The following is a 21101-nucleotide window of genomic DNA, read 5'->3' on the forward strand; positions in this document are numbered from 1 at the left end:
TGCCGGGCACACGCGCTGCCCGGCGGGCGACGTGCCGGTTCGCTGTCGGTGCCGTACGGCATGATGCGAGGCGTGACCGGACGACTGATGCTCCTCGACACCGCTTCCCTGTACTTCCGCGCCTACTTCGGGGTGCCCGAGTCGGTCAAGGCACCGGACGGCACGCCCGTGAACGCCGTGCGGGGACTGCTCGACTTCATCGACCGCCTGGTCAAGGACCACCGGCCCGGGCACCTGGTGGCCTGCATGGACGCCGACTGGCGGCCGCACTGGCGCGTGGAGCTGATCCCCTCCTACAAGGCCCACCGCGTCGCCGAGGAGCGCCCGGCCGGCCCGGACGAGGAGGAGGTGCCGGACACCCTGTCGCCGCAGGTGCCGGTCATCGAGGCGGTGCTGGACGCGCTGGGCATCGCGCGCGTGGGCGTCGCGCAGTACGAGGCGGACGACGTGATCGGCACCTTCACCGCACGCGCGAAGGGCCCGGTCGACATCGTCACGGGCGACCGCGACCTGTACCAGCTGGTGGACGACGCGCGCGGGGTGCGCGTGCTGTACCCACTGAAGGGCGTGGGCACGCTCCAGCTCACCGACGAGGCCGCGCTGCGTGCGAAGTATGGGGTGGACGGGAAGGGGTACGCGGACCTGGCCCTGCTGCGCGGCGACCCCAGCGACGGGCTGCCGGGCGTGCCGGGCGTCGGCGAGAAGACGGCCGCCAAGCTGCTGGCCGAGTACGGCGACCTGGCCGGGATCATGGCGGCGGTGGAGGACCGGAGGTCGAAGCTGACACCGACCCAGCGCAGGCGGCTGGACGAGGCGCGTCCGTATCTGGCGGTCGCGCCGAAGGTGGTGAGGGTGGCGGACGACGTGCCGCTGCCCGAGGTGGACACGGCGTTGCCGCGCGGCCCCCGCGACCCGGCGGCACTCGAGGCCCTGGCGGCCCGCTGGGGTCTGGGCGGATCGCTGGAGCGGCTCCTGGCGACGCTCTCGGCGTGACGGGCGGGACTCGGCGGCCCTCCCGGGGCGGACACTCCCGCGGGAACCTTCGAGTCGAGAGGTGCGCACGGCGGTCGGGGTGCTAACTTAGGTAACCCTAACCATGCGAGACAGGGAGGTCCTCATGGCAGAGCGACCGGGACGCCAGCCGCGCAGGACGCACTCCGCGCAGGTCGTCCGCACCGAGCGGCTGACCCCGCACATGCAGCGCGTGGTGCTCGGCGGCGAGGGCCTCGCCGACTTCTCGGCGGACACCTGCACCGACCACTATGTGAAGCTGCTGTTCCCGCCGCGGGGCGTGACCTATCCGGAGCCCTTCGACCTCCAGCGCGTCCGTGAGGAACTCCCCCGCGACCAGTGGCCCGTGACCCGGACGTACACGGTGCGCCACTGGGACGCCGAGCACCGCGAGCTGACGCTCGACTTCGTCATCCACGGCGACGAGGGCCTGGCCGGCCCCTGGGCCGTGCGCGTCCGGCCGGGCGAGACCGTGCGGTTCATGGGCCCCGGCGGGGCGTACGCGCCCGACCCCGCCGCCGACTGGCACCTGCTCGTCGGTGACGAGAGCGCCCTCCCGGCGATCGCCCGCGCCCTGGAGTCCCTGCCGCCGGGGGCCCGGGCCCACGCCTTCGTGGAGATCTCCGGCCGCGAGGAGGAGCAGAAGATCGACTCCGACGTGGAGGTCGTCTGGCTGCACCGCGGCGACCGGCCCCGGGGCGAGGCGCTGGTCGAGGCCGTGCGGAACCTGGACTTCCCCGAAGGGCGCGTGCACGCCTTCGTGCACGGCGAGGCGCACTTCGTCAAGGAGCTGCGCAAGCTGCTCCGCGTCGAGCGCGGTGTCCCGCGTGACGACCTCTCGATCTCCGGCTACTGGCGCCTCGGGCACAACGAGGACGGCTGGCAGGCCTCCAAGCGGGAGTGGAACGCCCGGATCGAGGCGGAGCAGGAGAACGCCCCGGCGGCCTGACGGGCGCCCCGCCGTGCCCGGCGCCTTCGCCGCACCGGGCCCCCGCCCGTGTTCTCGCCCGGGCCCGTACGCCCGCCCGTGTGCTCGCTGCCCGGGCCCGTACGCCGCCGGCGGCGAACCGGAGCGGTGTCCCGTCTCCTCGCCGGGGCTCGTACGCTGACGGCGATGAGACGCAAGACCCGCATCCCGCCCTCGCCCCTGCCGCAGCGCCACGGCGTGGACGCGGTGCGCGTGCGGCTGCCCCTGTCCGGCCCCTGGCCCACCGTGCGCGACCACCTGGTCGAGCGCCTCAGCGGGGCGGGGGACGGTGTCGTCGACGGGATGCTCCGGGCGGGGCTGATCGTGACGGCCGACGGCCGCCCGGTCGACCCGGACGCGCCCTACGCGCCCGGGTCGTTCGTCTGGTTCCACCGGGAGCTGCCCGACGAGGTGCCGGTGCCGTTCCCGCTGCGGCTGGTGCACCGGGACGAGCACATCGTCGTCGTGGACAAGCCGCACTTCCTGGCCACCACCCCGCGCGGCGGTCACGTCGCCGAGACCGCGCTGGCGCGGCTGCGCCGGGAACTGGACCTCCCCGCGCTCACCGCCGCGCACCGCCTGGACCGGCTCACCGCCGGACTCGTGCTGTTCACGGTGCGCCCCGAGGAGCGCGGCGCCTACCAGACCCTGTTCCGCGACCGGCTGGTCCGCAAGGAGTACGAGGCCGTCGCCCCGTACGACCCCGCGCTCGTCCTGCCCCGGACCGTGCGCAGCCGGATCGTGAAGGAGCGCGGGACCCTCACCGCCCGGGAGGTGCCCGGGGAGCCCAACGCGGTCAGTGAGGTGGAACTGCTGCGGCGGCACCCGGACGGGCCCGGCGGGCTCGCCCGGTACCGGCTGCTGCCGCGGACCGGGCAGACCCACCAGCTGCGGGTGCACATGAGCGCGCTGGGCGTGCCGATCCTCGGCGACCCGCTCTATCCCGAGATCGCCGCCCCGGCCCCGCCGGGCGACTTCCGGCGCCCCCTCCAGCTCCTGGCCAGGGCGCTGGAGTTCACCGATCCCGTCACGGGCCGGGAGCACCGGTTCCGCAGCGCCCGGACGCTGGCCGCCTGGACGTCGTACGACCGGTGGGCCGCCGGGACGTACGGCGGCCCGGCGGACGATCAGTAACCGCGCCACCAGCTGAGGAACCGCTGCCAGACGCCCTTGCGGCCGGCCGGCCGCCCGGCCGAGGGCACCGGCGGGGCCGGAAACGGGTGGGGCTGCGCCGGGACCGGCTGCGGCAGCGGTGCGGCGGTCGCCGGGGCGGGGTGTGCGTCGGTCGCCGGGGCGGGCTGTGCCGCGCCCGGTGCGGGCTGCGCGCCCGCGGCCGGTGCGGGGTGTCCCGGCGACTGGGCCCGGGCCTGCGGCTGGGGCTGGGCCTGGGGCTGCACGGTGCCGATCTGCCAGTCGGAGCGCTGCGCGGGGACCGGCTTGTGGTGGGGCTGCTCGGACACGTCCTGCGGCGGCTTCGGCGAGAACGTCACCGGCAGGTCCACCAGGTGCCGGGAGGCGATGGACGCCGTCCAGCGCAGATCCTCCTCGTCGCAGTCGAGTTCGACGTCCGGCAGCCGCATCAGCAGGGCGTCCACCCCGACGTCGGCGATGGAGCGGCCGATGTCCTGGCCCGGGCACTCGTGCGGGCCGCCGCCGAAGGCCAGGTGGGACCGGTTGCCCTGCATGCTGGCCTTCAGGTCCGGCCGCACCCGGGGGTCCACGTTCGCCGGGAGCGGCGCGAAGAGCAGGCCGTCCCCGCGGCGGATGCGCTGCCCGCCCAGTTCGGTCTCCTGCTTGGCGAAGTAGGCGAAGACCGTGCTGAAGGGCGGCTCGTTCCACAGGGACTGCTCCACCGCCTCCGGCACCGTCATCTGGCCGCCGTTGAGCTGCGCCCTGAACCGCGGGTCGATCAGCACCGTGAGCAGCACGTTCGACAGCAGGTTCGTGGTGGCCTCGTAGGCCGCGAACAGCACCAGGCGCAGGTGTTCGCGGACCTCGTCGTCGCTCAGCCGGGCGGGGTGGGTGATCAGGTAGCTGGCGAGGTCCTCCTCCGGGCGGACGCGGCGCCGGGTGGTGAGCCGGCTGAGGGCGTCCATCACGAAGGAGTGGCTGGCGATCGCGGTCTCGGTGCCCTTGAGCGCGTCGCGGGCGGCCTCGACGAGGCGGTCGCTGTACTCCTCGGGCATGCCGAGGATCTCGCACATCACCGCCATCGGCAGGTGCTCGGTGAACTGCCCCACGAGGTCCGCCTCGCCCACCTCGCAGAAGCGGTTGACGATGGCCTGGGTGCTCCGGTTGATGTACCGGCGCAGGCTGCGGAAGTCGATGGTGGAGATGGCGCCCATGACGGCGCCGCGCAGCCGCTTGTGCTCGTCGCCCTCGGCGTGCGAGGCGATGGGCTGCCAGGCGATGTGCGGCATCAGCGGGTGGTCCGGCTTGACCAGGCCCTCCCGCAGCGGGGTCCAGATCCGGCTGTCCCGGCAGTAGTGCGAGGGCGAGCGCACCATGTGCAGGTTCTCCGCGTGGCCCAGCACGATCCACATCGGCACGTCGTCGTGGAGCAGGACGGGCGCCACGGGACCGTGCTGCTCCCGCAGTTGCTCGTACAGCGCTCCCAGGTCCTCCGCCTCGTGCAGCCGGTGCAGTCCCCCGGGCCCGAGGCCGTGCGCGGGGCAGCCGGGGGGCGGGCCGAGCCGGGGGGCGTCCGTACCGGTCGGGGCGTGGGATTCAGGCGTCACAGTGGTCGCTCCGGAGCTTTCCAGGTGTCACGGGAGGGAAGGGGCGGCGCGGTCGCCGCGGATCAGGCGCGCGCGCCCGTCATGGCCAGCGAGTGCAGGAACCGCATGAGGGTCATCAGGACGTCCCGGCTGGAGGCCCGCCGCCGCGCGTCGCACTCCACGATCGGGATGTCCGGTGTGAGGTCGAGGGCGGTGCGCAGCTCCTCGAGGGCGTAACGCGGCGCGTCGGGGAAGGAGTTGACGGCGACCACGAACGGCACGCCGCGGTCCTCCAGGCGCCCCATGACGTCGAAGCTGACCTCCAGGCGGCGGGTGTCGACCAGGACGACGGCGCCGAGCGCGCCCTCGAACAGGCCGTTCCACAGGAACCAGAAGCGCTGCTGGCCGGGCGTGCCGAAGAGGTACAGCACGAGCTGCTCGGTGATGCTGATGCGGCCGAAGTCCATGGCGACGGTGGTGGCCGTCTTGGACGCGGAGCCGAAGTTGTCGTCGACGCCGATGCCGGCCTGGGTCATGGTCTCCTCGGTGGTCAGCGGGGTGATCTCGCTGACCGAGCCGACCATGGTGGTCTTTCCGACGCCGAAGCCGCCCACGATCACGATCTTGGCCGCGGCCTGTGCCGTCTGGGGCAGCTGGTCCTCGGCCCGGGGGCCCGGGATGGTGTCAGAGCCGTTGAAGTCCATGCATCACCGCTTCGAGGAGGGAACGGTCGGAGCGCGCCTTGCGGACGATCGGGGCGCGCGCCTGCACCAGTTCCGCCGTCAGCAACTCGGTGAGCAGCGTGCCCATCGCGCTGAACGGCAGGTGGAGGTAGGCCGACAGCTCGGCCACGGACAGGGGGGCGGCGCACAGCCGGACGAGCGCCGCCTGCTCGGGGGAGGCGGAGGGCGGCGGGTCCGCGGCGCGGGCCACGATCAGCGTCACGAGGTCGAGTTCGACCCGTTCGCCGTCCGGTCCGGCCACCACGTACATCCGCTCGGGGTTGCGGACCTTGCCCTCGCCCTGCCCAGGCGGGGGCGACTCCGGCCCGGTGTCGCGCCTCTGGCGTTGCGGAGGGGTCATACGATCTGCCCGTTCCGCCGGGGCGGACTGGTGAGGTGCCCGCCGATCCGGACGACCAGGTCGCGCATCATCGCGCTCATCCGGCCGGGTTCGCACCGGACGTCGGAGAGCACCGCGAGGAAGGCGTTGGCGCCGGCGTTCATCAGGTAGAAGTAGCCGCGGTCGATCTCGATCATGACCAGCTTCATCTCCCCGTCGCCGACGGAGAGTTCCTGGCAGATGCTGCCCGCGAGGGACTGCAGGCCGGCGCAGGCCGCGGCGACCCGGTCGGCGGCGTCGGGCTCTCCCCCGTAGCGGGCGATGCGCAGTCCGTCGGCCGAGAGCACCACGATCATCTCGATGCCCGGCACGCCGTCGGCGAGCTGCTTGAGCATCCAGTCGAAGTTGCCTCGCTGCTGGATCACTTGAGGTCCCCCTCGTCATCGGCCTCGGTGGGGGCCGGATCGTTGATCAGGTGCAGGTACTTGGTCGGATTGCGAATGAAGTCGGTCGGGTGGGTGCCGGGTTCGATGCCCTGCTTGAGTCCCTCCCAGAAGGCCTCCAGGCCCTTGCCGGGGGCGTCGGGCGCGCTCATGTCCCGCAGCGGCTTCTGCTCGGGCTCCTGGATCGTGGCCCAGGGGTTGTACTCGCCGCGCTCCTCGGCCTCCCGGTCGGCCTGCTCGTAGGCGGCCTGCTGGGCCAGGCGTTCGGCGAGCGGCATCTTCACGCGACTGCGGCGCTGCGGCAGGCCGTTGGCCGTCCACTCGGTGACCTCGGGGACGTCGTCGTCCTCCAGGGAGACGGTGGCGGGGATCTTCGGGCTCGTGGGGCGCCGCTTCTTGGGCGTCCGCTTCGGGCCCTCGGGGATGCCGACGGTCATGGGGATGCCGGTGGCGCCGATGCCGTGGGCGAGGCCGACACCGGGCTCGTGGGTGATCATCTCGCTCGGCACGATGAGGATGGCGCGCACGCCGCCGTAGGCGGAGGCGCGCAGCGAGACCTGCATGTTGTACGCGGTGCACAGACGGCCGACGACCGCGAGGCCCAGCCGCGGATGCTCCCCGATGTCCTGCAGGTCGACGCCCGCCTTGGCGGCCTCCAGCAGCCCTTCGATCCGGGCCCGGGCCTCCTCGTTGAGGTTGACTCCGCCGTCCTCGATCTCGATGCAGACGCCGGTCTGCACCTCGGTCGCGGTGACGTGCACCTTGGTCTGCGGCGGCGAGTAGCGGGTGGCGTTGTCGAGGAGCTCGGCGGCGGCGTGGATGACCGGCTCGACGTAGATGCCCTTGACGCTGACCTTGGCGATCGACGACAGCTGGATGCGCCGGTACTCCAGGATGCGGGACATGGCGCCGCGCAGGGTGCTGTAGAGCGACACGGGCTCGGGCCACTGCCGTCCGGGGCGGCCGCCGCCGAGGACGGAGACGGAGTCCGCCAGGCGGCCGATCAGGGCGTTGCCGTGGTCGATGCGCAGCAGGTCGTCGAAGACCTCGGGGTTGCGGCCGTGGTCCTCCTCCATCTCCCGCAGTTCCGCGGCCTGCTGGTGGATGATCGCCTGCACCCGGCGGGCGACACTGACGAAGGAGCGTGCGGCGGCGTCCCGCATGGTCACTTCGCGGTCCACGATCCGCAGCACCGTCAGCAGCGTCTCGACCTGGTCCGCGGGCAGGTCGCGGTAGGCGGGGTCGGCGACGCCGAGCTTGCGGATCACCTCCCGGGGCGACTCTCCGGTGCGCAGCAGGTCGAGCGCGGCCGGGACGATCTCGCGGGAGAACCGGATCAGTTCGTTCTCCAGGGCGGCGACCCGCTGTTCGAGGTACGCGGTGCGCCGGGTGTGCTCGGCCTGCCGGCTGCGCAGCGCACGGCCGCGGCGTACCGCCTCGGCCGCGGTGGCGACGACCAGGACGGTGGCGATGCCGCCGCACCAGCCGACGGCGAGCCGGGCCGGTGCCGTCACCAGGGCGACGGCGGCCCCGGTCGCCGCGGCCATCACTATGGCGGGCAGCAACAGGACGCGCGCGGCGGGCAGTTCACGGCGACCGGGAGGGGACTGGACACTCACCATGTGGGCCTTCTGACAGGGGTCGACTGAGGTTCGCGGAGACGTGCAGGGGGGTAGGTCATGGAACGGTCGGGATCTTCTGCGCTTAAGGGAACAAGCGCCCGAATTCACCTCAAGGCGGGGCGCTGCGGGCGAGCTTAGTCCGACCGGATCATCGCCGTGTCATATTCAGCAACTGCCGGAAACCGGTTGCGAAGGGATAGTAGGCTCCCTCCTTTGCACGCTGCGACACTGTTCGAACGCAGTGCGTGACGGCGCACAGGCGTACGAAAGCCCGTTCACCGCAGGGGGTGAACGGGCTTCCCCACGACGGCGGTCGGGCCGTCGGGCGTGACCTCGCGGTGGGGCGGGCGATCAGCCCACGGACGAGTAGGCGACCACGCCCCGCAGCAGCAGATCCACGGCCTTCCGCGAGTTCTTCACGACGGAGGAGCCCTCCGGCGCCGCCGCCGCGATCTGGCCCAGCACGTCGATGACCTGCTTGCACCACCGCACGAAGTCGCCCGCCGGCATCTCCGCCTCGCGCAGCACCTCGTCGAGTCCCTTGCCGGAGGCCCACATATAGGCGGGCCAGGCGAACCCGAGGTCCGGCTCGCGCTGCCCGACCCCTTCGGTCTGGCTGATCCGGAACTCCTCCTCCAGCGCGTCCAGCCGGCCCCAGATCCGCACCATCTCGCCCAGCGCGGTCTTGGCCTTGCCCGTCGGCAGCTTCGGCGCCATCGCGTCGTCACCGACGCGCGCCTCGTACACCAGCGCCGAGACGCATCCGGCCAGTTCGGCGGGGCCGAGGCCCTCCCAGACACCCGCGCGCAGGCACTCGCTGGCGAGCAGGTCCAGTTCGCCGTACAGCCGGGCCAGGCGCTTGCCGTGCTCGGTGACCTCGTCACCGCGCAGGTAGTCCAGCTCCGTCAGCAGCGCGACGATCCGGTCGAAGGTCCGCGCGATCGTGTTCGTCCGGCCCTCGATCCGCCGCTCCAGCTGCGAGGTGTCCCGCAGCAGCCGGTGGTAGCGCTCCGCCCAGCGGGCGTGGTCCTCGCGATCGCTGCACCCGTGGCAGGGGTGGGCCCGCAGGGCCGTCCGCAGCCGGGTGATCTCGCGGTCGTCGGCCGCTTGGGAGCGCCGCTTGCGGTGCCGGTCGGGCGGGATGTGCCCCGCCTTGGTGCGCAGCGCGGAGGCGAGGTCCCGGCGGGACTGCGGGGAGCGGGGGTTGAACGACTTCGGGATGCGCATGCGCTCCAGCGGCTCGACCGGCACCGGGAAGTCGATCGCCGCCAGCCGCTTGACCTGCCGCTCCGCGGTCAGCACCAGGGGGCGCGGACCGTCGTGGTGCTCGAAGCCGCGATGGCCGTTCGACCGCCCCGCGGGCAGCCCCGGGTCCAGCACCAGGGCCAGGCCCGCGTACTTGCCGGTGGGCACGTGGATGACGTCACCGGGCTTGAGCTTCTCCAGCGCCACCGCGGCCTCCGCGCGCCGCTGGACGGCGCCCTGGCGGGCCAGCTCGTTCTCCCGGTCCTTCAGCTCGCGGCGCAGTCGCGCGTACTCCTCGAAGTCGCCGAGGTGGCAGGTCATGGAGGCCTTGTAGCCCTCCAGGCCCTCCTCGTTGCGCTGGACCTGGCGGGAGATGCCGACGACCGACTTGTCCGCCTGGAACTGCGCGAAGGACGTCTCCAGCAGCTCCCGCGAGCGGTGCCGCCCGAACTGCTCGACCAGGTTGACCGCCATGTTGTACGACGGCTTGAAGCTGGAGCGCAGCGGGTACGTGCGCGTGCCGGCCAGGCCCGCGAGGTGCTCGGGGTTCATGCCGCGCTGCCAGAGCACCACGGCGTGGCCCTCGACGTCGATGCCGCGCCGCCCGGCCCGGCCCGTCAGCTGGGTGAACTCGCCCGGGGTGATGTCGGCGTGCTGCTCGCCGTTCCACTTGACGAGCTTCTCCAGCACCACCGAGCGGGCGGGCATGTTGATGCCGAGCGCGAGGGTCTCGGTCGCGAAGACGGCCTTGACCAGCCCGCGCACGAACAGCTCCTCGACGACCTCCTTGAAGGTCGGCAGCATGCCCGCGTGGTGGGCGGCGATGCCGCGCTCCAGGCCCTCCAGCCACTCGTAGTAGCCGAGGACGTGCAGGTCCTCGCGCGGGATGGACGCCGTGCGCTCCTCGACCAGGGAGCGGACCTTGTGGCGCGCCTCCTCGTCGTTGAGCCGCAGGCCCGCGTACAGGCACTGCTGGACGGCGGCCTCGCAGGCGGCGCGGCTGAAGATGAAGGTGATGGCGGGCAGCAGCCCTTCGGCGTCGAGCCGCTCGATGACCTCGGGCCGGCTCGGCGTCCAGATCCGGGAGCGCTGCCGGCGCTCGCGCTCGCGGTCGGCCTCGCGCATGGACCGGCCGCGCCTGCGGTCCTGGTAGGACGGCCGGCTCGCCTCCATGCGGGCCATGCGGGTCAGGTCGGGGTTGACGGCCCTCTTGCGGCCCTCGCCCTCCTCGAACAGGTCGTACATCCGCCGCCCGGCCAGCACGTGCTGGAACAGCGGCACGGGCCGGTGCTCGGAGACGATCACCTCGGTGTCGCCGCGGACCGTGTCGAGCCAGTCGCCGAACTCCTCGGCGTTCGACACGGTCGCCGACAGCGAGACCAGGGTGACGGACTCGGGGAGGTGGATGATCACCTCTTCCCACACGGCCCCGCGGAACCGGTCGGAGAGGTAGTGCACCTCGTCCATGACCACGTAGCCGAGGCCCAGGAGCGTCTGGGAACCGGCGTACAGCATGTTCCGCAGCACCTCGGTGGTCATCACGACCACCGGGGCGTCGGAGTTGACGCTGTTGTCGCCGGTGAGCAGGCCGACCTTGTCCGCGCCGTAGCGACGGCACAGGTCGGCGTACTTCTGGTTCGACAGCGCCTTGATGGGTGTCGTGTAGAAGCACTTCCTGCCCTGCCCGAGGGCGAGGTGGACGGCGAACTCGCCGACGATCGTCTTGCCGGAGCCGGTGGGCGCGGCGACCAGCACGCCCTTCCCCGCCTCGAGCGCCTGGCAGGCCTCGATCTGGAAGGGGTCGAGGCCGAAGTCGTACATCTCGCGGAAGGAGGCGAGCGCGGTGGCCTGCTCGGCAGCGCGCTTGCGGGCTGCCGCGTACCGCTCGGCCGGTGAGAGGTCCTCTGTCATCGTGCTTTCGAGCGTACCGGGCCGCACTGACAACAGGACGATCATTATCCGGATCCGGTTGTCCCAAACCCGGGATCGGCGCAGCTCAGGGGCCGACGACCCGGACTCCCCCGGGGACGCAGCGCGCGCTCAGCGGCAGGGCGCCGAGGGACTCGCCGTCGGCGTGGCCGGTGACGCCGTCGGCGGCGATCTCCACCCGGGCCGCGCGCAGCACGGTGACCGCCGGGTGCCCGACGTGGGTCCCGCGGTACACGCCCGGGAAGACGCGCAGCAGCGTCCGGCGGCTGCAGTGCCCGATCACGGTGATGTCGAACAGCCCGTCGGTGAGGTCGGCGCCGGGACAGATGCGCATGCCGCCGCCGTAGGAGGGACCGTTGCCGACCGCCACCAGGGTCGCCTCGACCTCCCGGGTCTCGCCGCCGTCGAGCCGGATCCGGTAGGGAACCGGCCGCAGGCCAGCCAGTTCGGCGATCGTCGCCAGGTCGTACCTGAGGCGGCCCGCCGGCCACCGCATGCGGTTGCCGCGGTCGTTGACGCGGGAGTCGAAGCCGGAGGCGAGGACCGTGCCGAACCAGCGGTCCCCGACCTGCCCGAGGTCGATGTCGCGGATCCGGCCGCCCTTGAGCGCGTCGGCGATCATGCGGCCCGCGGCGGCCGGTTCCCGTACGGGCATGCCGAGCGCGCGGGCAAAGTCGTTGCCGGTGCCGACGGCGACCAGCCCGAGCGGGGTGCGGGTGCCGGCGACGGCGCGCAGCGCCAGGTTCGCCATGCCGTCGCCGCCGACCGCGACCAGCGCCCCGGTGCCGCCCGCCACAGCTGCCCGCGCGCGGGCCAGGGCGTCCGCGGCGTCCTCCCCGAGCACCGTGCGCACGGAGAAGCCGGCCGCCCGCAACGCCGAAGCGGCCGGCTGCGCCGCGCGGGCGCCCCGGCCGCGGCCCGCGGTGGGGTTGACGAAGAGGGTGATCTCGCCGGTCACGGAGTGACCCTACGAGGTGTGCGGTGATCCTCAGGTCACGTCGTCATAACCGTTGACCCGGTCCGCCCGCTCCGCGCCCGCCTGCTCGGGTAGGGCCGCACGGCTGGTGGTCACGGGCTCGATCTCCCCGATGTCCTCGGGCGTGAGATCCAGCACGGAGGCCTCGTCGTCGGCGGGGCCGAGGGCGTCGCGGCGGGCACGCCGCCTGTCGTTCGCCAGGGCGATCGCGCTCGCTCCGAAGTACAGGACCCAGATCGGGCCTGCCAGTGCGAGCATGGAGATCGGGTCGGTGCTGGGCGTGGCGATCGCGGCGAACAGGGTGATGCCGAGGATCATGCCCCGCCACCATCCCGCCATCTTCTTGCCGGAGAGGACCCCTCCGAAGTTCAGCATGACCAGCAGCAGCGGCAGCTCGAAGGAGAGCCCGAAGACGATGATCATCCGCATCACCAGTTGCAGCAGATCATCGAGAGGGAGCTGGTTGTCGCTGCCGATGATCGAGAACTCGAGCATCACGGACGCCATCTTGGGCAGCGACCAGTAGGCGAAGTACGCCCCTGTGAGGAACAAGGGGAAGCCCGCGGCCACGAAGGCCAGCGAGTACTTCTTCTCGTGCCGGTGCAGGCCCGGGGCCACGAAGGCCCAGAGCTGGTACAGCCAGACCGGCGCCGCGAGGGCCACACCGGCGGACAGCGAGACCGTGAGCGCGAGCGTGAACGGGCTCAGCAGACCGTTCTGCACGATCCGCGCGCACTGGGTTTCCTCGGTACCCTTCGCCAGTTCGGCGAAGCTGTACCGGCATCCCACCGCATCGAGGATGGGATCGGTGAAGAACTGGATGATGTCCTTGTAGAAGAAGGCGGCGACCACTGTCGTGACCAGGATCGCCAGCAGGCTCTTCACGAGCCGGTTGCGGAGCTCGCGGAGGTGCTCCGCGAGGGGCATGCGCCCCTCGGGATCCTTCTCCTGCTTGCGGGCAGACTTCAGCAACCCACGTTCCCATCTCGTGCGGCGGGCCGGAGGTCACCGGCCCTGCGTCAGCGCTTCGTCGTGTCCGTGGGCTCGTTGACCGGGCGCGAGCTGGTCACGTCGCCGGGAGCCGCCTGGATGGTGCGCTGCGAGGGCTCGTCGGTGTTCGGCGGGCCGGCCGGGGTGGTGGACGACTTGTTCTCGTCCTTCATCGCCTTGGCCTCGCTCTTGAGGATCCGGGCGGACTTGCCCAGCGACCGAGCCATGTCCGGAAGCTTCTTCGCGCCGAACAGCAGGATGATGACGACGAGGATGAGAATGATCTCGGGGGCTCCGAGCCTTCCGAACATAAGTCTTTACCTTCTCACCGAGGCGGCTGTGGTGGGGTGCTGTCCGACCGGTCGGACACACGTCCGAACGATCGTGTCGACAGCGATCGTAACGCTCGGGGGTGAACGTGAGGCAATCCCTCTGCGTCCCCTGTGCGTACTCCCGTCCGCGGCCCGCGCCTCGTTAACCGGACCACGATCAGCAGCGTACCTGCCCCGGCCCGCCCGGTGACAGGGCGAACCGGCCCAAAGCACTCCGCGGGACCGGACGGTTCACGGGGCGAAACCGCCCGAAGCGCTCCGCGGGACCGGGCGGTTCACAGGGCGTCGGCGGACCGGGCCGCGCTCTCCGCCGCCCGCTCCAGATCCTCCGCGGCCCGGTTGATCCGGCGCGCCGACTCCGTGACCTGCCGGCCCAGGGCCTGCGCGGCGACGAAGACCCGCACGGCGAACACCGCCAGCACGGCAAGACCCACGAACCCCACGGCTACCGCGAACATCGGCCAGAACATGACGTCGAGCCTAGACGGTCCCGAGAGGCGGGACGCCCCGGCCCGTCAGAGCGCGGAGTGCAGCCGCAGGGTGCGCACCCCGCCGCCGGTGAGCAGTTCGACGATCCGCTCCCCCGCGGGCTTGCGGACCGAGGAGCCGCACTGCGGGCAGGTGAAGGAGTAGAAGGTGGTGCGGCTGGAGGCGCCGATGGCCAGGCGCAGGGCACCGGCGGCGAGCTCGAAACGCTCCCGGCAGTCCGGGCAGCCGGCCCGGAAGACCACCGGCGCCACGCTTGTCATCCCGGCGAAGGCCGACTCCACCGTCATGCCCGTCGCTGAGGACGTCACCGACTCGCTCACAGACTCGCTCCTCTTCCTCGGGTCCCTCGCCGCCTGCGGGGTGCCGCGTCCGGTGCGCCCGGCCGGCCCCGCGGGACCACCGGGATCCCGGTGCGCCCGGGGCGGCCCGGCCGGATCACCGGCACCGCGGGCACGCCCGGTTCACTCGCCCGCGCCCTCCGGCACGTCCGCGACCGCGTGCACCGCGTGAGGCTGCGGCGCGGCGGACCGCGTACCGGCGGCCTCGGCCGCCTCGATCCCGTCGTACGCCGCGAGCGCCTCCCCGGCGGCCTGCCGGGCGCTCCCGGCGAGCTCCGGCGGGGACACGATCCGGCCGTCCCGCCCCAGCCGCAGCGCCAGCCGTCTCAGCGACGCCGGGTCGGGGGTCCGCAGAGTGATACGCAGCCCGCCGTCCGGAAGCTCATCCGCGCTGTCGTGCGGGTAGTACTCGGCGACCCAGCGGCCGCCGGGACCGACCTCGATCACGACCTCCGGGTCCTCCGCCGCCGGCTGCACCAGGGCCTCCGACAGATCCCGCAGCTCGATCTCCGGCGGGGCCGAGGGCTCGTCGAGGATCTTGATCTCGGCGACCCGGTCGAGCCGGAAGGTGCGGCGCGCCTCGGAGCGGCGGCACCACGCCTCGACGTAGGTGTGCCCGACGCTGACCAGCCGGATCGGGTCGATCTCCCGCTCGGTGACCTCGTCCCGGGCGGGCGAGTAGTAGCGGATCCACAGCCGGCGGCGCTCGGCGATCGCCCGGTCGACGTCGGCGAAGACGCCGCCCTCGGACTCGAAGGTCACCGACAGCCGCGAGCTGGCGCCCGCCGCCTCGCCGGCCGCGGTCTCCACCTTGGCCGTCGCCCGCAGCAGCGCCTGCCGGTCGCTCTCGCGCAGTCCGGGCAGCGTGGCCACGGCCCTGGCGGCGACGAGGAGCGCGGTGGCCTCGTCGGCGGCCAGCCTGAGCGGCTCGGCCGCCTCCGCGGCGAGGGCGGCGGGGTTGTGCCACCAGATGCGCTCGCCGTCGGTGTCGATGTCGAGCAGGTCGCCACCGCGGAAGCTGGTGCCGCACATGGGCAGCACGTCGAGATCGGAGACCAGTTCGTCCTCGGTGATGCCGAAGGCGCGGGCCACGTCCTCCACGCGCGCCCCCGGGCGCTCGCGCAGATACGTCACCAGCGAGAGCATCCGCCGGGTCTGGTCGATGGCGTTCACGGGCCTGACCGGTTTGCCTGCCACTGTCTTGCTCCGCTCCCCCTCAGCCCTTGGCCACGGCACGCAGCCGGTCCACCACGTCGGCCCGCAGCTCGGCGGGCTCCAGGACGACCACGTCGGGCCCGAACTCCACCAGCCAGGCGTCCAGCCCGTGGCCGTACGGAATCTCCAACTCGTCCCAGCCGTCGCCGAGTTCCCGGACCGAGGTGGCCTTCGCCCGCAGGGGGTATCCCGCGTCCGAGCGCAGCCGGATGCGCGCCGAGCGGTCGGCGATCTCCCCGGCCCAGCCGGCGACGGTCTCCCGGACGGTGACCACGTCGGGCACGGGTGCCGTGTACCGGCCGCCGCGGGAGCGGACCTTGCCGGTGATCCGGGACAGCCGGAACACCCGCTCCGCGCCCCGGTCGCGGTCCCAGCCCGCCAGGTACCAGTGGCCGCGCCAGCACTCCAGCGCCCACGGCTCGACGTGCCGCTGCTCGGGGTGGGCGGCGGTGGCCTTGCGGTAGTCGAAGACGACCGGCCGGCGGTCGCGGCAGGCCAGCATCAGCGGCTCGAAGGCCGCCTCGTGCACGGGGATCCGCGGCTCCAGCGCGCCGTGCGACCCGTACGGGTCGACGTCCTCGGGCAGTCCCGCCGCCCGCAGCTTCTGCAGGGCGCCGCTGGCCGCCCCGGCGAGCCGGGCCTGCTGCCACACCTTGGCGGCCAGCCCGAGCGCGGCGGCCTCCTCGGCGTCCAGGGTGATCGGCGGGAGGCGGTTGCTGTCGCGGCGGGCCATGTAGCCCACCTCGCCCTCGAGGCTCTCGACCGTCTCGATCACCAGGCCGAGTTCCCGCAGGTCGTCCTTGTCACGCTCGAACATGCGGTTGAACGAGTCGTCGGAACCGGCCGAGCCGCTGCCCGGCCCGAAGGCCTCCACGTAGGCCTCGATGGAGTCGCGCAGCTCGCGCTTGCTGAGCGGCCGCCGGGTCCCGAGCAGACACAGCGCCAGGTTCATCAGCCGCTCGGCCTTGGCAATGGCCATCGACGCGCTTCGCCTCCCTATGGTGCTTACGAACGATGACCGTACCGCCACACGGTGGTACGGCAAAAGCCGAGGGCCCATGCCGGACAGGCATGGGCCCCAGGTGATCGAGTCTGTCGGCTCCTGATCAGACCCCGAGCAGGTCGACCACGAAGATCAGCGTCTCGCCGGGCTTGATCGCCGGGGTCGGGCTCTGGTTGCCGTAGGCGAGGTGGGCGGGGATGGTCAGCTGGCGGCGGCCGCCGACCTTCATGCCCTGCACGCCCTGGTCCCAGCCCTTGATGACCCGGCCGCCGCCCAGCGGGAAGCGGAAGGGGGTGCCGCGGTTCCAGCTGGCGTCGAACTCCTCGCCGGTGCTGAAGGCGACGCCGACGTAGTGCACGGTGACGGTCTGGCCGGCCTCGGCGACCGGTCCGTCACCCTCCCAGATGTCCTTGATCTCGAGGTCCGCCGGGGGCTCGCCGCCCGGGAAGTCGATCTCGGGCTTGTCGATGCTCACTTCATCTCTCCTTGTTGCGTGACCTGCGTCGGGGACAGTCTCACAGACGACCGGGTCAGACCGTGCCCAGGATGTCCACGGTGAAGACCAGCGTGTTCTTGGACAGCTCGCTTTGGGGGCTCGCGCCGTACCCGAGCGACGGCGGGATCACCAGCAGCACCCGGTCGCCGACGTGCTTGCCGACCAGGCCCTTGTCCCAGCCCGCGACGACGGAGCCGTTGCCGATCTGGAAGGCCGTGGCGCCGCCGTGGTCCCAGGAGGAGTCGAACTTCTTGCCGTCCTCCCACTTCACGCCCGTGTACTGGGCGATCAGGCCCTGGCCGGCCTCGATCTTCTTGCCGTCGCCCTTGACCAGCACCTGCTCCTTCAGGTCCTTGGGGGCCTTGACGCCCTTGGGGACGGTGATGGCCGCGGCCTTCTGCGAGGGGGCCTTCACCTCGGGCAGGCCCGCCTCCGAGGCCGCCTGGTCGCCCTCGACCTCGTCCTTGACGTCCACGCTCGCCGCGCCGACCGGGTCGACGACCCAGACCAGCACGTCGTCGGCGGCGATGCCGGAGGAGGTGTTCAGGCTCTGGCCGATCAGATCGCCCGCGGTGCCCTGCACGAGGATCCGGCTGCCGGGCTTCTTGCCTTTCACCGCGTCGAGGACCTTCTCGGGCAGCTGCTGGCTCGGCTTGCCGATCTGCTCGACGGACTGCCGGCGCGGGGCGCTGTCACCCGTGGCACCGGCGGCCCAGGTGCCGCCCAGCTCCTTGTCGTCGCCCCACTTCTCGACGGTCCAGTCCAGACGGACGAAGTCGGCGTTCTTGATCGCGCTTCCGCTGCCGGGCGAGAGCGTCTTGACCACGGTCTTCTCGGACGGGTCACCGTCCTCGGGCACGGAGATCTCGGGCTTCGCCCCGACCTTCCCCTTGACCTCGGCGACGCCTCCCGCCGCGTCACCGTTGTTCCCGTCGTCCGACCCGCACGCGGCGGTGAACAACAGGGCGGGAACGGCCAGCAGCGCGGCCACGAGTCGTTTCGTGTTGTAGTTCATCAGTCCAACTGGGATCGGGGGTGGGGGGCCAATGTCCGCCACTCTACGGCGTACGCACTCCCGGCCGGGCCCGGCGGACGACACGGCGCCGCCCGGGCCGGAGTCCGGCCCGGGCGGCGTCACCGCGCGTGCGGCGGGCGAGCGGAGGGTCAGGAGGCCCCGCCGTCCAGCGAGCGGAGCCCGCCGAGGAACTCCTCGCGGTCCACCCGGTCGGCCGGGCCGCCGTCGTGGGCGCCTTCCGCGTAGGTGGCGTCGACGAAGGCCCCGCCGGACTTCCGGTACAGGAAGTTGGGCGTCAGGGCCGGTGACTTCTCCGAGTCGACCGCCTCGTGGGCGCTGCCGAACACGACGAGCGAGGCCCCCTCGGCGAAGGTCTTCTTGGCCGGCGCCTCGGCGATCTCGTACCGGACACCGCCGGCGGTGCCGCCCATCGACCGGACGACCACCTCGGAGCCCTTGCGCAGGTCCCCCTTGTGGACCCGGTCGATCCGGACGACGACCGGCGTGTACACGACCTCGAAGACCGAACCGTCGTCGAGGACGTCCTTGGCGTACACGTGCGGCCGCGTGCCGACGACCGTGCCCTCGAAGACGTTGTCGTTCATCGGGAACGCGAGGGCGGCCTCGGGGCTGCTGTCCACCGCGTAGGAGTGACCGGAGACGACGCGGACGGCGTCGCGGCCCCGGTCCGCCGCCCGGTCCCGTCCGTCCCCGCCGGCGCATGCCGTGGCACCGAGGGCCAGGAGGGCGGCGGCGGCCACGGCGCGCGCCGCGGTGGTGGAGCGCCGCCTGATGCGTACTGTGCTCATGTCGTGGTTCCCCCGGTTCAGTAAAGGGCGCGGATGCCCGCGATGTCGTCGCTGTTCAGCGCGCGGCGGGTGCCGGTGTCGATCGCCGTCATGACCGACTTCTTCTCGGCGTCGGTGTAGGCGGTGCCGTCCGTGCAGTGCGGTTTCCAGGGATGGGCCAGGCCGTTGAAGTGGCCGACCTCGTGCACGACGACCGTCTGCACGTCCGCCTTGCCCTGGCTGATGTGCTGGCTGCCGTTGACCCAGCGGAACCTGTTGGACAGGTAGAGCGTTCCGCCCTTGTGGGTGCTGCCCGACCGCTGGGTCGCGGCGTACCCGGGAGCGCTGCCCATGAGGCTGGTGTAGCTGTGCGAGGCGCGGAAGGCGTAGATCTGCCAGCCGCCGGTGTAGACGGGCGAGTTGTAGCGCAGGGCGGAACCGCTGCGGTTCCACTGCTTCAGCCCGCCGTCGAGACCCGCCCGCAGCCCGTTGGGGAACGTGGTGTTGGCACCTATGGTCTTCGCGCCGGAGCCGGCCCACTTCACCATGTTGGATCGGCAGTACGCCTCGGCGTCCGACGCGCTCAGCCCCACCAGCGCCGAGGTCATGACGACTCCGGCTGTGGCGAGGACGGTGGCGTGACGGGTCCTTGTCGTGACAGAGCGCAAAATGAGCCCCCGTTGTGTGTGGATGCCTCCGAGACCCCCGGACGGGGCCTCGCGGCACTGCCGCCGACCTGGTCATGGTCATGACGGCCAACAGGAGTAAACACGACGCCACTGACATGATCACCCGAATAATCCACCCGCCGGGGTTGCCCGTCCGGGATACGGCAGCACGGCTTCCGGCGTGTCGGGCAGGGCCGTACGGCACCGCGTGATAGTGGCCACCGGCGCGCGACGCACCGTGCCCCTCGCCCGGAGGGGGACAAATCACCGGAGACGTGGGCGCGAACGGACGATTCCGCTCCGAGGGGGCACGGCGCGGCGGGTGACGTCCTTCACAGCGGGGGCGCGGAAACGCCCGGTGCCCGGAGGCGCGAACGGCCTCCGGGCACCGGGACGACCGCCGGGCGCGCTGCGCCCGGCGGAACGGTCCTCACATTCCGGCGATCAGCTTCTCCACCCGGTCGTCCACCGAACGGAACGGGTCCTTGCACAACACGGTGCGCTGCGCCTGGTCGTTGAGCTTCAGGTGCACCCAGTCGACCGTGAAGTCGCGGCGCTGCTCCTGGGCCCGCCGGATGAAGTCGCCGCGCAGCCGGGCCCGAGTGGTCTGCGGCGGCACGGACTTGCCCTCGAAGATCTTCAGGTCGTTGCAGACGCGGGTCGCCTGCCCCTTCTTCTCGAGCAGGTAGTACAGGCCACGACGGCGGTGGATGTCGTGGTAGGCGAGGTCTATCTGCGCAACCCGCGGATGCGACATCGTCATGTTGTGCTTGGCCCGGTAGCGCTCGATGAGCTTGTACTTCATGACCCAGTCGATCTCGGTGCCGATGCGGTCGAGGTCCTCGCTCTCGATCGAGTCCAGCGTGCGGCCCCACAGCTCCAGGACCCGCTCGACCGTGCCGGTGCGGATGCCGCGGCGCTCGCAGAAGTCCAGCGCCTTCTCGTAGTACTCGCGCTGCACCTCCAGGGCGGAGGCCTCGCGCCCGCTGGCCAGGCGGACCTTGCGGCGGCCGGTGATGTCGTGGCTGACCTCGCGGATGGCCCGGATGGGGTTCTCCAGGGTGAGGTCCCGCATCACCGTGCCGGCCTCGATCATGCGCAGCACGAGGTCGGTGGCCCCGACCTTGAGGAGGTTGGTGGTCTCGGACATGTTCGAGTCGCCCACGATGACGTGCAGGCGGCGGTAGCGCTCGGCGTCCGCGTGCGGCTCGTCGCGCGTGTTGATGATCGGGCGGGAGCGGGTGGTCGCCGAGGAGACGCCCTCCCAGATGTGCTCGGCCCGCTGGCTGACGCAGTACACGGCCCCGCGCGGTGTCTGCAGCACCTTTCCGGCGCCGCACAGCAGCTGCCGCGTGACCAGGAACGGGATCAGAATGTCCGCGAGACGCGAGAACTCCCCGTGCCGCGCCACGAGATAGTTCTCGTGGCAGCCGTAGGAGTTGCCCGCCGAGTCGGTGTTGTTCTTGAAGAGGTAGACGTCGCCCGCGATTCCCTCCTCGTGCAGGCGTCGTTCGGCGTCCACCAGGAGTCCTTCGAGAATGCGCTCGCCGGCTTTGTCGTGGGTGACCAGTTCGATCACGTTGTCGCATTCGGGTGTGGCGTATTCCGGATGCGATCCCACGTCGAGATAGAGGCGGGCGCCGTTTCGCAGAAAGACATTGCTGCTGCGGCCCCATGACACGACACGGCGGAAGAGGTACCGCGCCACCTCGTCAGGAGACAGGCGGCGCTGTCCCCTGAACGTGCACGTGACGCCGTACTCGTTCTCCAGCCCGAAAATGCGGCGGTCCATGAG

The 21101-nt window shown here is 72.0% G+C and carries 21 protein-coding genes; 3 read left to right on the forward strand and 18 right to left on the reverse strand.

Annotation, left to right across the window (positions count from 1 at the left end; all coding sequences use genetic code 11):
* The first annotated feature begins 63 nt into the window (after positions 1–63).
* From ACFYWG_RS30655 to ACFYWG_RS30665, 3 genes are all read left to right on the forward strand, one after another.
* A complete protein-coding gene (locus ACFYWG_RS30655) occupies positions 64–993 on the forward strand; it encodes a 5'-3' exonuclease H3TH domain-containing protein (protein ID WP_383504818.1) in 930 nt (309 codons plus the stop codon).
* Positions 994–1117: 124 nt separating this feature from the next.
* Positions 1118–1960 carry a siderophore-interacting protein gene (locus tag ACFYWG_RS30660; RefSeq protein ID WP_389204276.1) on the forward strand — a complete coding sequence of 281 codons (843 nt, stop codon included), beginning with the start codon at positions 1118–1120 and terminating at the stop codon, positions 1958–1960.
* 165 nt (positions 1961–2125) lie between these two features.
* Complete coding sequence (locus tag ACFYWG_RS30665) at positions 2126–3112, forward strand: RluA family pseudouridine synthase (protein WP_383504790.1); 987 nt, start codon at positions 2126–2128, stop codon at positions 3110–3112.
* Here ACFYWG_RS30665 and ACFYWG_RS30670 read toward each other — a convergent pair.
* The 18 genes from ACFYWG_RS30670 to pafA all read right to left on the reverse strand — a co-directional run bounded on the left by ACFYWG_RS30670 (position 3106) and on the right by pafA (position 21098).
* Positions 3106–4716 (reverse strand): cytochrome P450, encoded by a 1611-nt coding sequence (locus tag ACFYWG_RS30670; protein ID WP_383504787.1) that lies wholly within the window; start codon positions 4714–4716, stop codon positions 3106–3108. The genes ACFYWG_RS30665 and ACFYWG_RS30670 overlap by 7 nt on opposite strands.
* 62 nt (positions 4717–4778) lie before the next feature.
* Positions 4779–5399 carry an ATP/GTP-binding protein gene (locus tag ACFYWG_RS30675; RefSeq protein WP_376332588.1) on the reverse strand — a complete coding sequence of 207 codons (621 nt, stop codon included), beginning with the start codon at positions 5397–5399 and terminating at the stop codon, positions 4779–4781.
* Entirely contained in the window at positions 5380–5778 is a 399-nt protein-coding gene (locus tag ACFYWG_RS30680) for a DUF742 domain-containing protein (RefSeq protein WP_376332587.1), read from the reverse strand. Before ACFYWG_RS30680 ends, ACFYWG_RS30675 begins: the two co-directional genes overlap by 20 nt.
* Complete coding sequence (locus tag ACFYWG_RS30685; RefSeq protein WP_059419444.1) at positions 5775–6182, reverse strand: roadblock/LC7 domain-containing protein; 408 nt, start codon at positions 6180–6182, stop codon at positions 5775–5777. The genes ACFYWG_RS30680 and ACFYWG_RS30685 overlap by 4 nt, the downstream gene beginning before the upstream one ends.
* Positions 6179–7822, reverse strand: coding sequence for an ATP-binding protein (locus tag ACFYWG_RS30690; protein WP_383504779.1), 1644 nt, complete (start codon positions 7820–7822; stop codon positions 6179–6181). Before ACFYWG_RS30690 ends, ACFYWG_RS30685 begins: the two co-directional genes overlap by 4 nt.
* Before the next feature lie 351 nt (positions 7823–8173).
* The gene (locus ACFYWG_RS30695) at positions 8174–11023 is read right to left on the reverse strand and encodes a DEAD/DEAH box helicase (RefSeq protein WP_383504776.1); all 2850 of its coding nucleotides are present in this window, start codon (positions 11021–11023) and stop codon (positions 8174–8176) included.
* 40 nt (positions 11024–11063) lie between these two features.
* Positions 11064–11954, reverse strand: coding sequence for a diacylglycerol kinase (locus ACFYWG_RS30700; RefSeq protein WP_383504773.1), 891 nt, complete (start codon positions 11952–11954; stop codon positions 11064–11066).
* A 30-nt stretch (positions 11955–11984) separates the two neighbouring features.
* On the reverse strand, positions 11985–12944 hold the full coding sequence (tatC, locus tag ACFYWG_RS30705) for a twin-arginine translocase subunit TatC (protein WP_385417267.1): 960 nt from the start codon (positions 12942–12944) through the stop codon (positions 11985–11987).
* A 47-nt stretch (positions 12945–12991) separates the two neighbouring features.
* Positions 12992–13273, reverse strand: a complete 282-nt coding sequence (gene tatA, locus ACFYWG_RS30710) for a Sec-independent protein translocase subunit TatA (RefSeq protein WP_333934557.1) — start codon at positions 13271–13273, stop codon at positions 12992–12994.
* Between the two features lie 296 nt (positions 13274–13569).
* A complete protein-coding gene (locus ACFYWG_RS30715; protein ID WP_333934558.1) occupies positions 13570–13764 on the reverse strand; it encodes a hypothetical protein in 195 nt (64 codons plus the stop codon).
* 45 nt (positions 13765–13809) lie between these two features.
* Positions 13810–14103, reverse strand: coding sequence for a hypothetical protein (locus tag ACFYWG_RS30720; RefSeq protein ID WP_383504769.1), 294 nt, complete (start codon positions 14101–14103; stop codon positions 13810–13812).
* Positions 14104–14244: 141 nt separating this feature from the next.
* The gene (locus ACFYWG_RS30725) at positions 14245–15318 is read right to left on the reverse strand and encodes a helix-turn-helix transcriptional regulator (RefSeq protein WP_376332578.1); all 1074 of its coding nucleotides are present in this window, start codon (positions 15316–15318) and stop codon (positions 14245–14247) included.
* A 19-nt stretch (positions 15319–15337) separates the two neighbouring features.
* Positions 15338–16315: a helix-turn-helix transcriptional regulator gene (locus ACFYWG_RS30730; RefSeq protein WP_376332576.1), complete on the reverse strand. Its 978-nt coding sequence runs from the start codon at positions 16313–16315 to the stop codon at positions 15338–15340.
* A 127-nt stretch (positions 16316–16442) separates the two neighbouring features.
* Positions 16443–16814 carry an FKBP-type peptidyl-prolyl cis-trans isomerase gene (locus ACFYWG_RS30735; RefSeq protein ID WP_094055282.1) on the reverse strand — a complete coding sequence of 124 codons (372 nt, stop codon included), beginning with the start codon at positions 16812–16814 and terminating at the stop codon, positions 16443–16445.
* 55 nt (positions 16815–16869) lie between these two features.
* Positions 16870–17850: an FKBP-type peptidyl-prolyl cis-trans isomerase gene (locus tag ACFYWG_RS30740; protein ID WP_389204279.1), complete on the reverse strand. Its 981-nt coding sequence runs from the start codon at positions 17848–17850 to the stop codon at positions 16870–16872.
* 149 nt (positions 17851–17999) lie between these two features.
* Positions 18000–18659, reverse strand: a complete 660-nt coding sequence (locus tag ACFYWG_RS30745; protein ID WP_389204280.1) for a hypothetical protein — start codon at positions 18657–18659, stop codon at positions 18000–18002.
* Positions 18660–18676: 17 nt separating this feature from the next.
* Positions 18677–19246, reverse strand: a complete 570-nt coding sequence (locus tag ACFYWG_RS30750; RefSeq protein WP_383504758.1) for a matrixin family metalloprotease — start codon at positions 19244–19246, stop codon at positions 18677–18679.
* A 490-nt stretch (positions 19247–19736) separates the two neighbouring features.
* The gene (gene pafA / locus ACFYWG_RS30755; protein ID WP_383511120.1) at positions 19737–21098 is read right to left on the reverse strand and encodes a Pup--protein ligase; all 1362 of its coding nucleotides are present in this window, start codon (positions 21096–21098) and stop codon (positions 19737–19739) included.
* Between the last annotated feature and the right edge of the window lie 3 nt (positions 21099–21101).

The organism is Streptomyces sp. NPDC003456 (genome assembly GCF_042878735.1).
Taxonomy (GTDB): domain Bacteria; phylum Actinomycetota; class Actinomycetes; order Streptomycetales; family Streptomycetaceae; genus Streptomyces.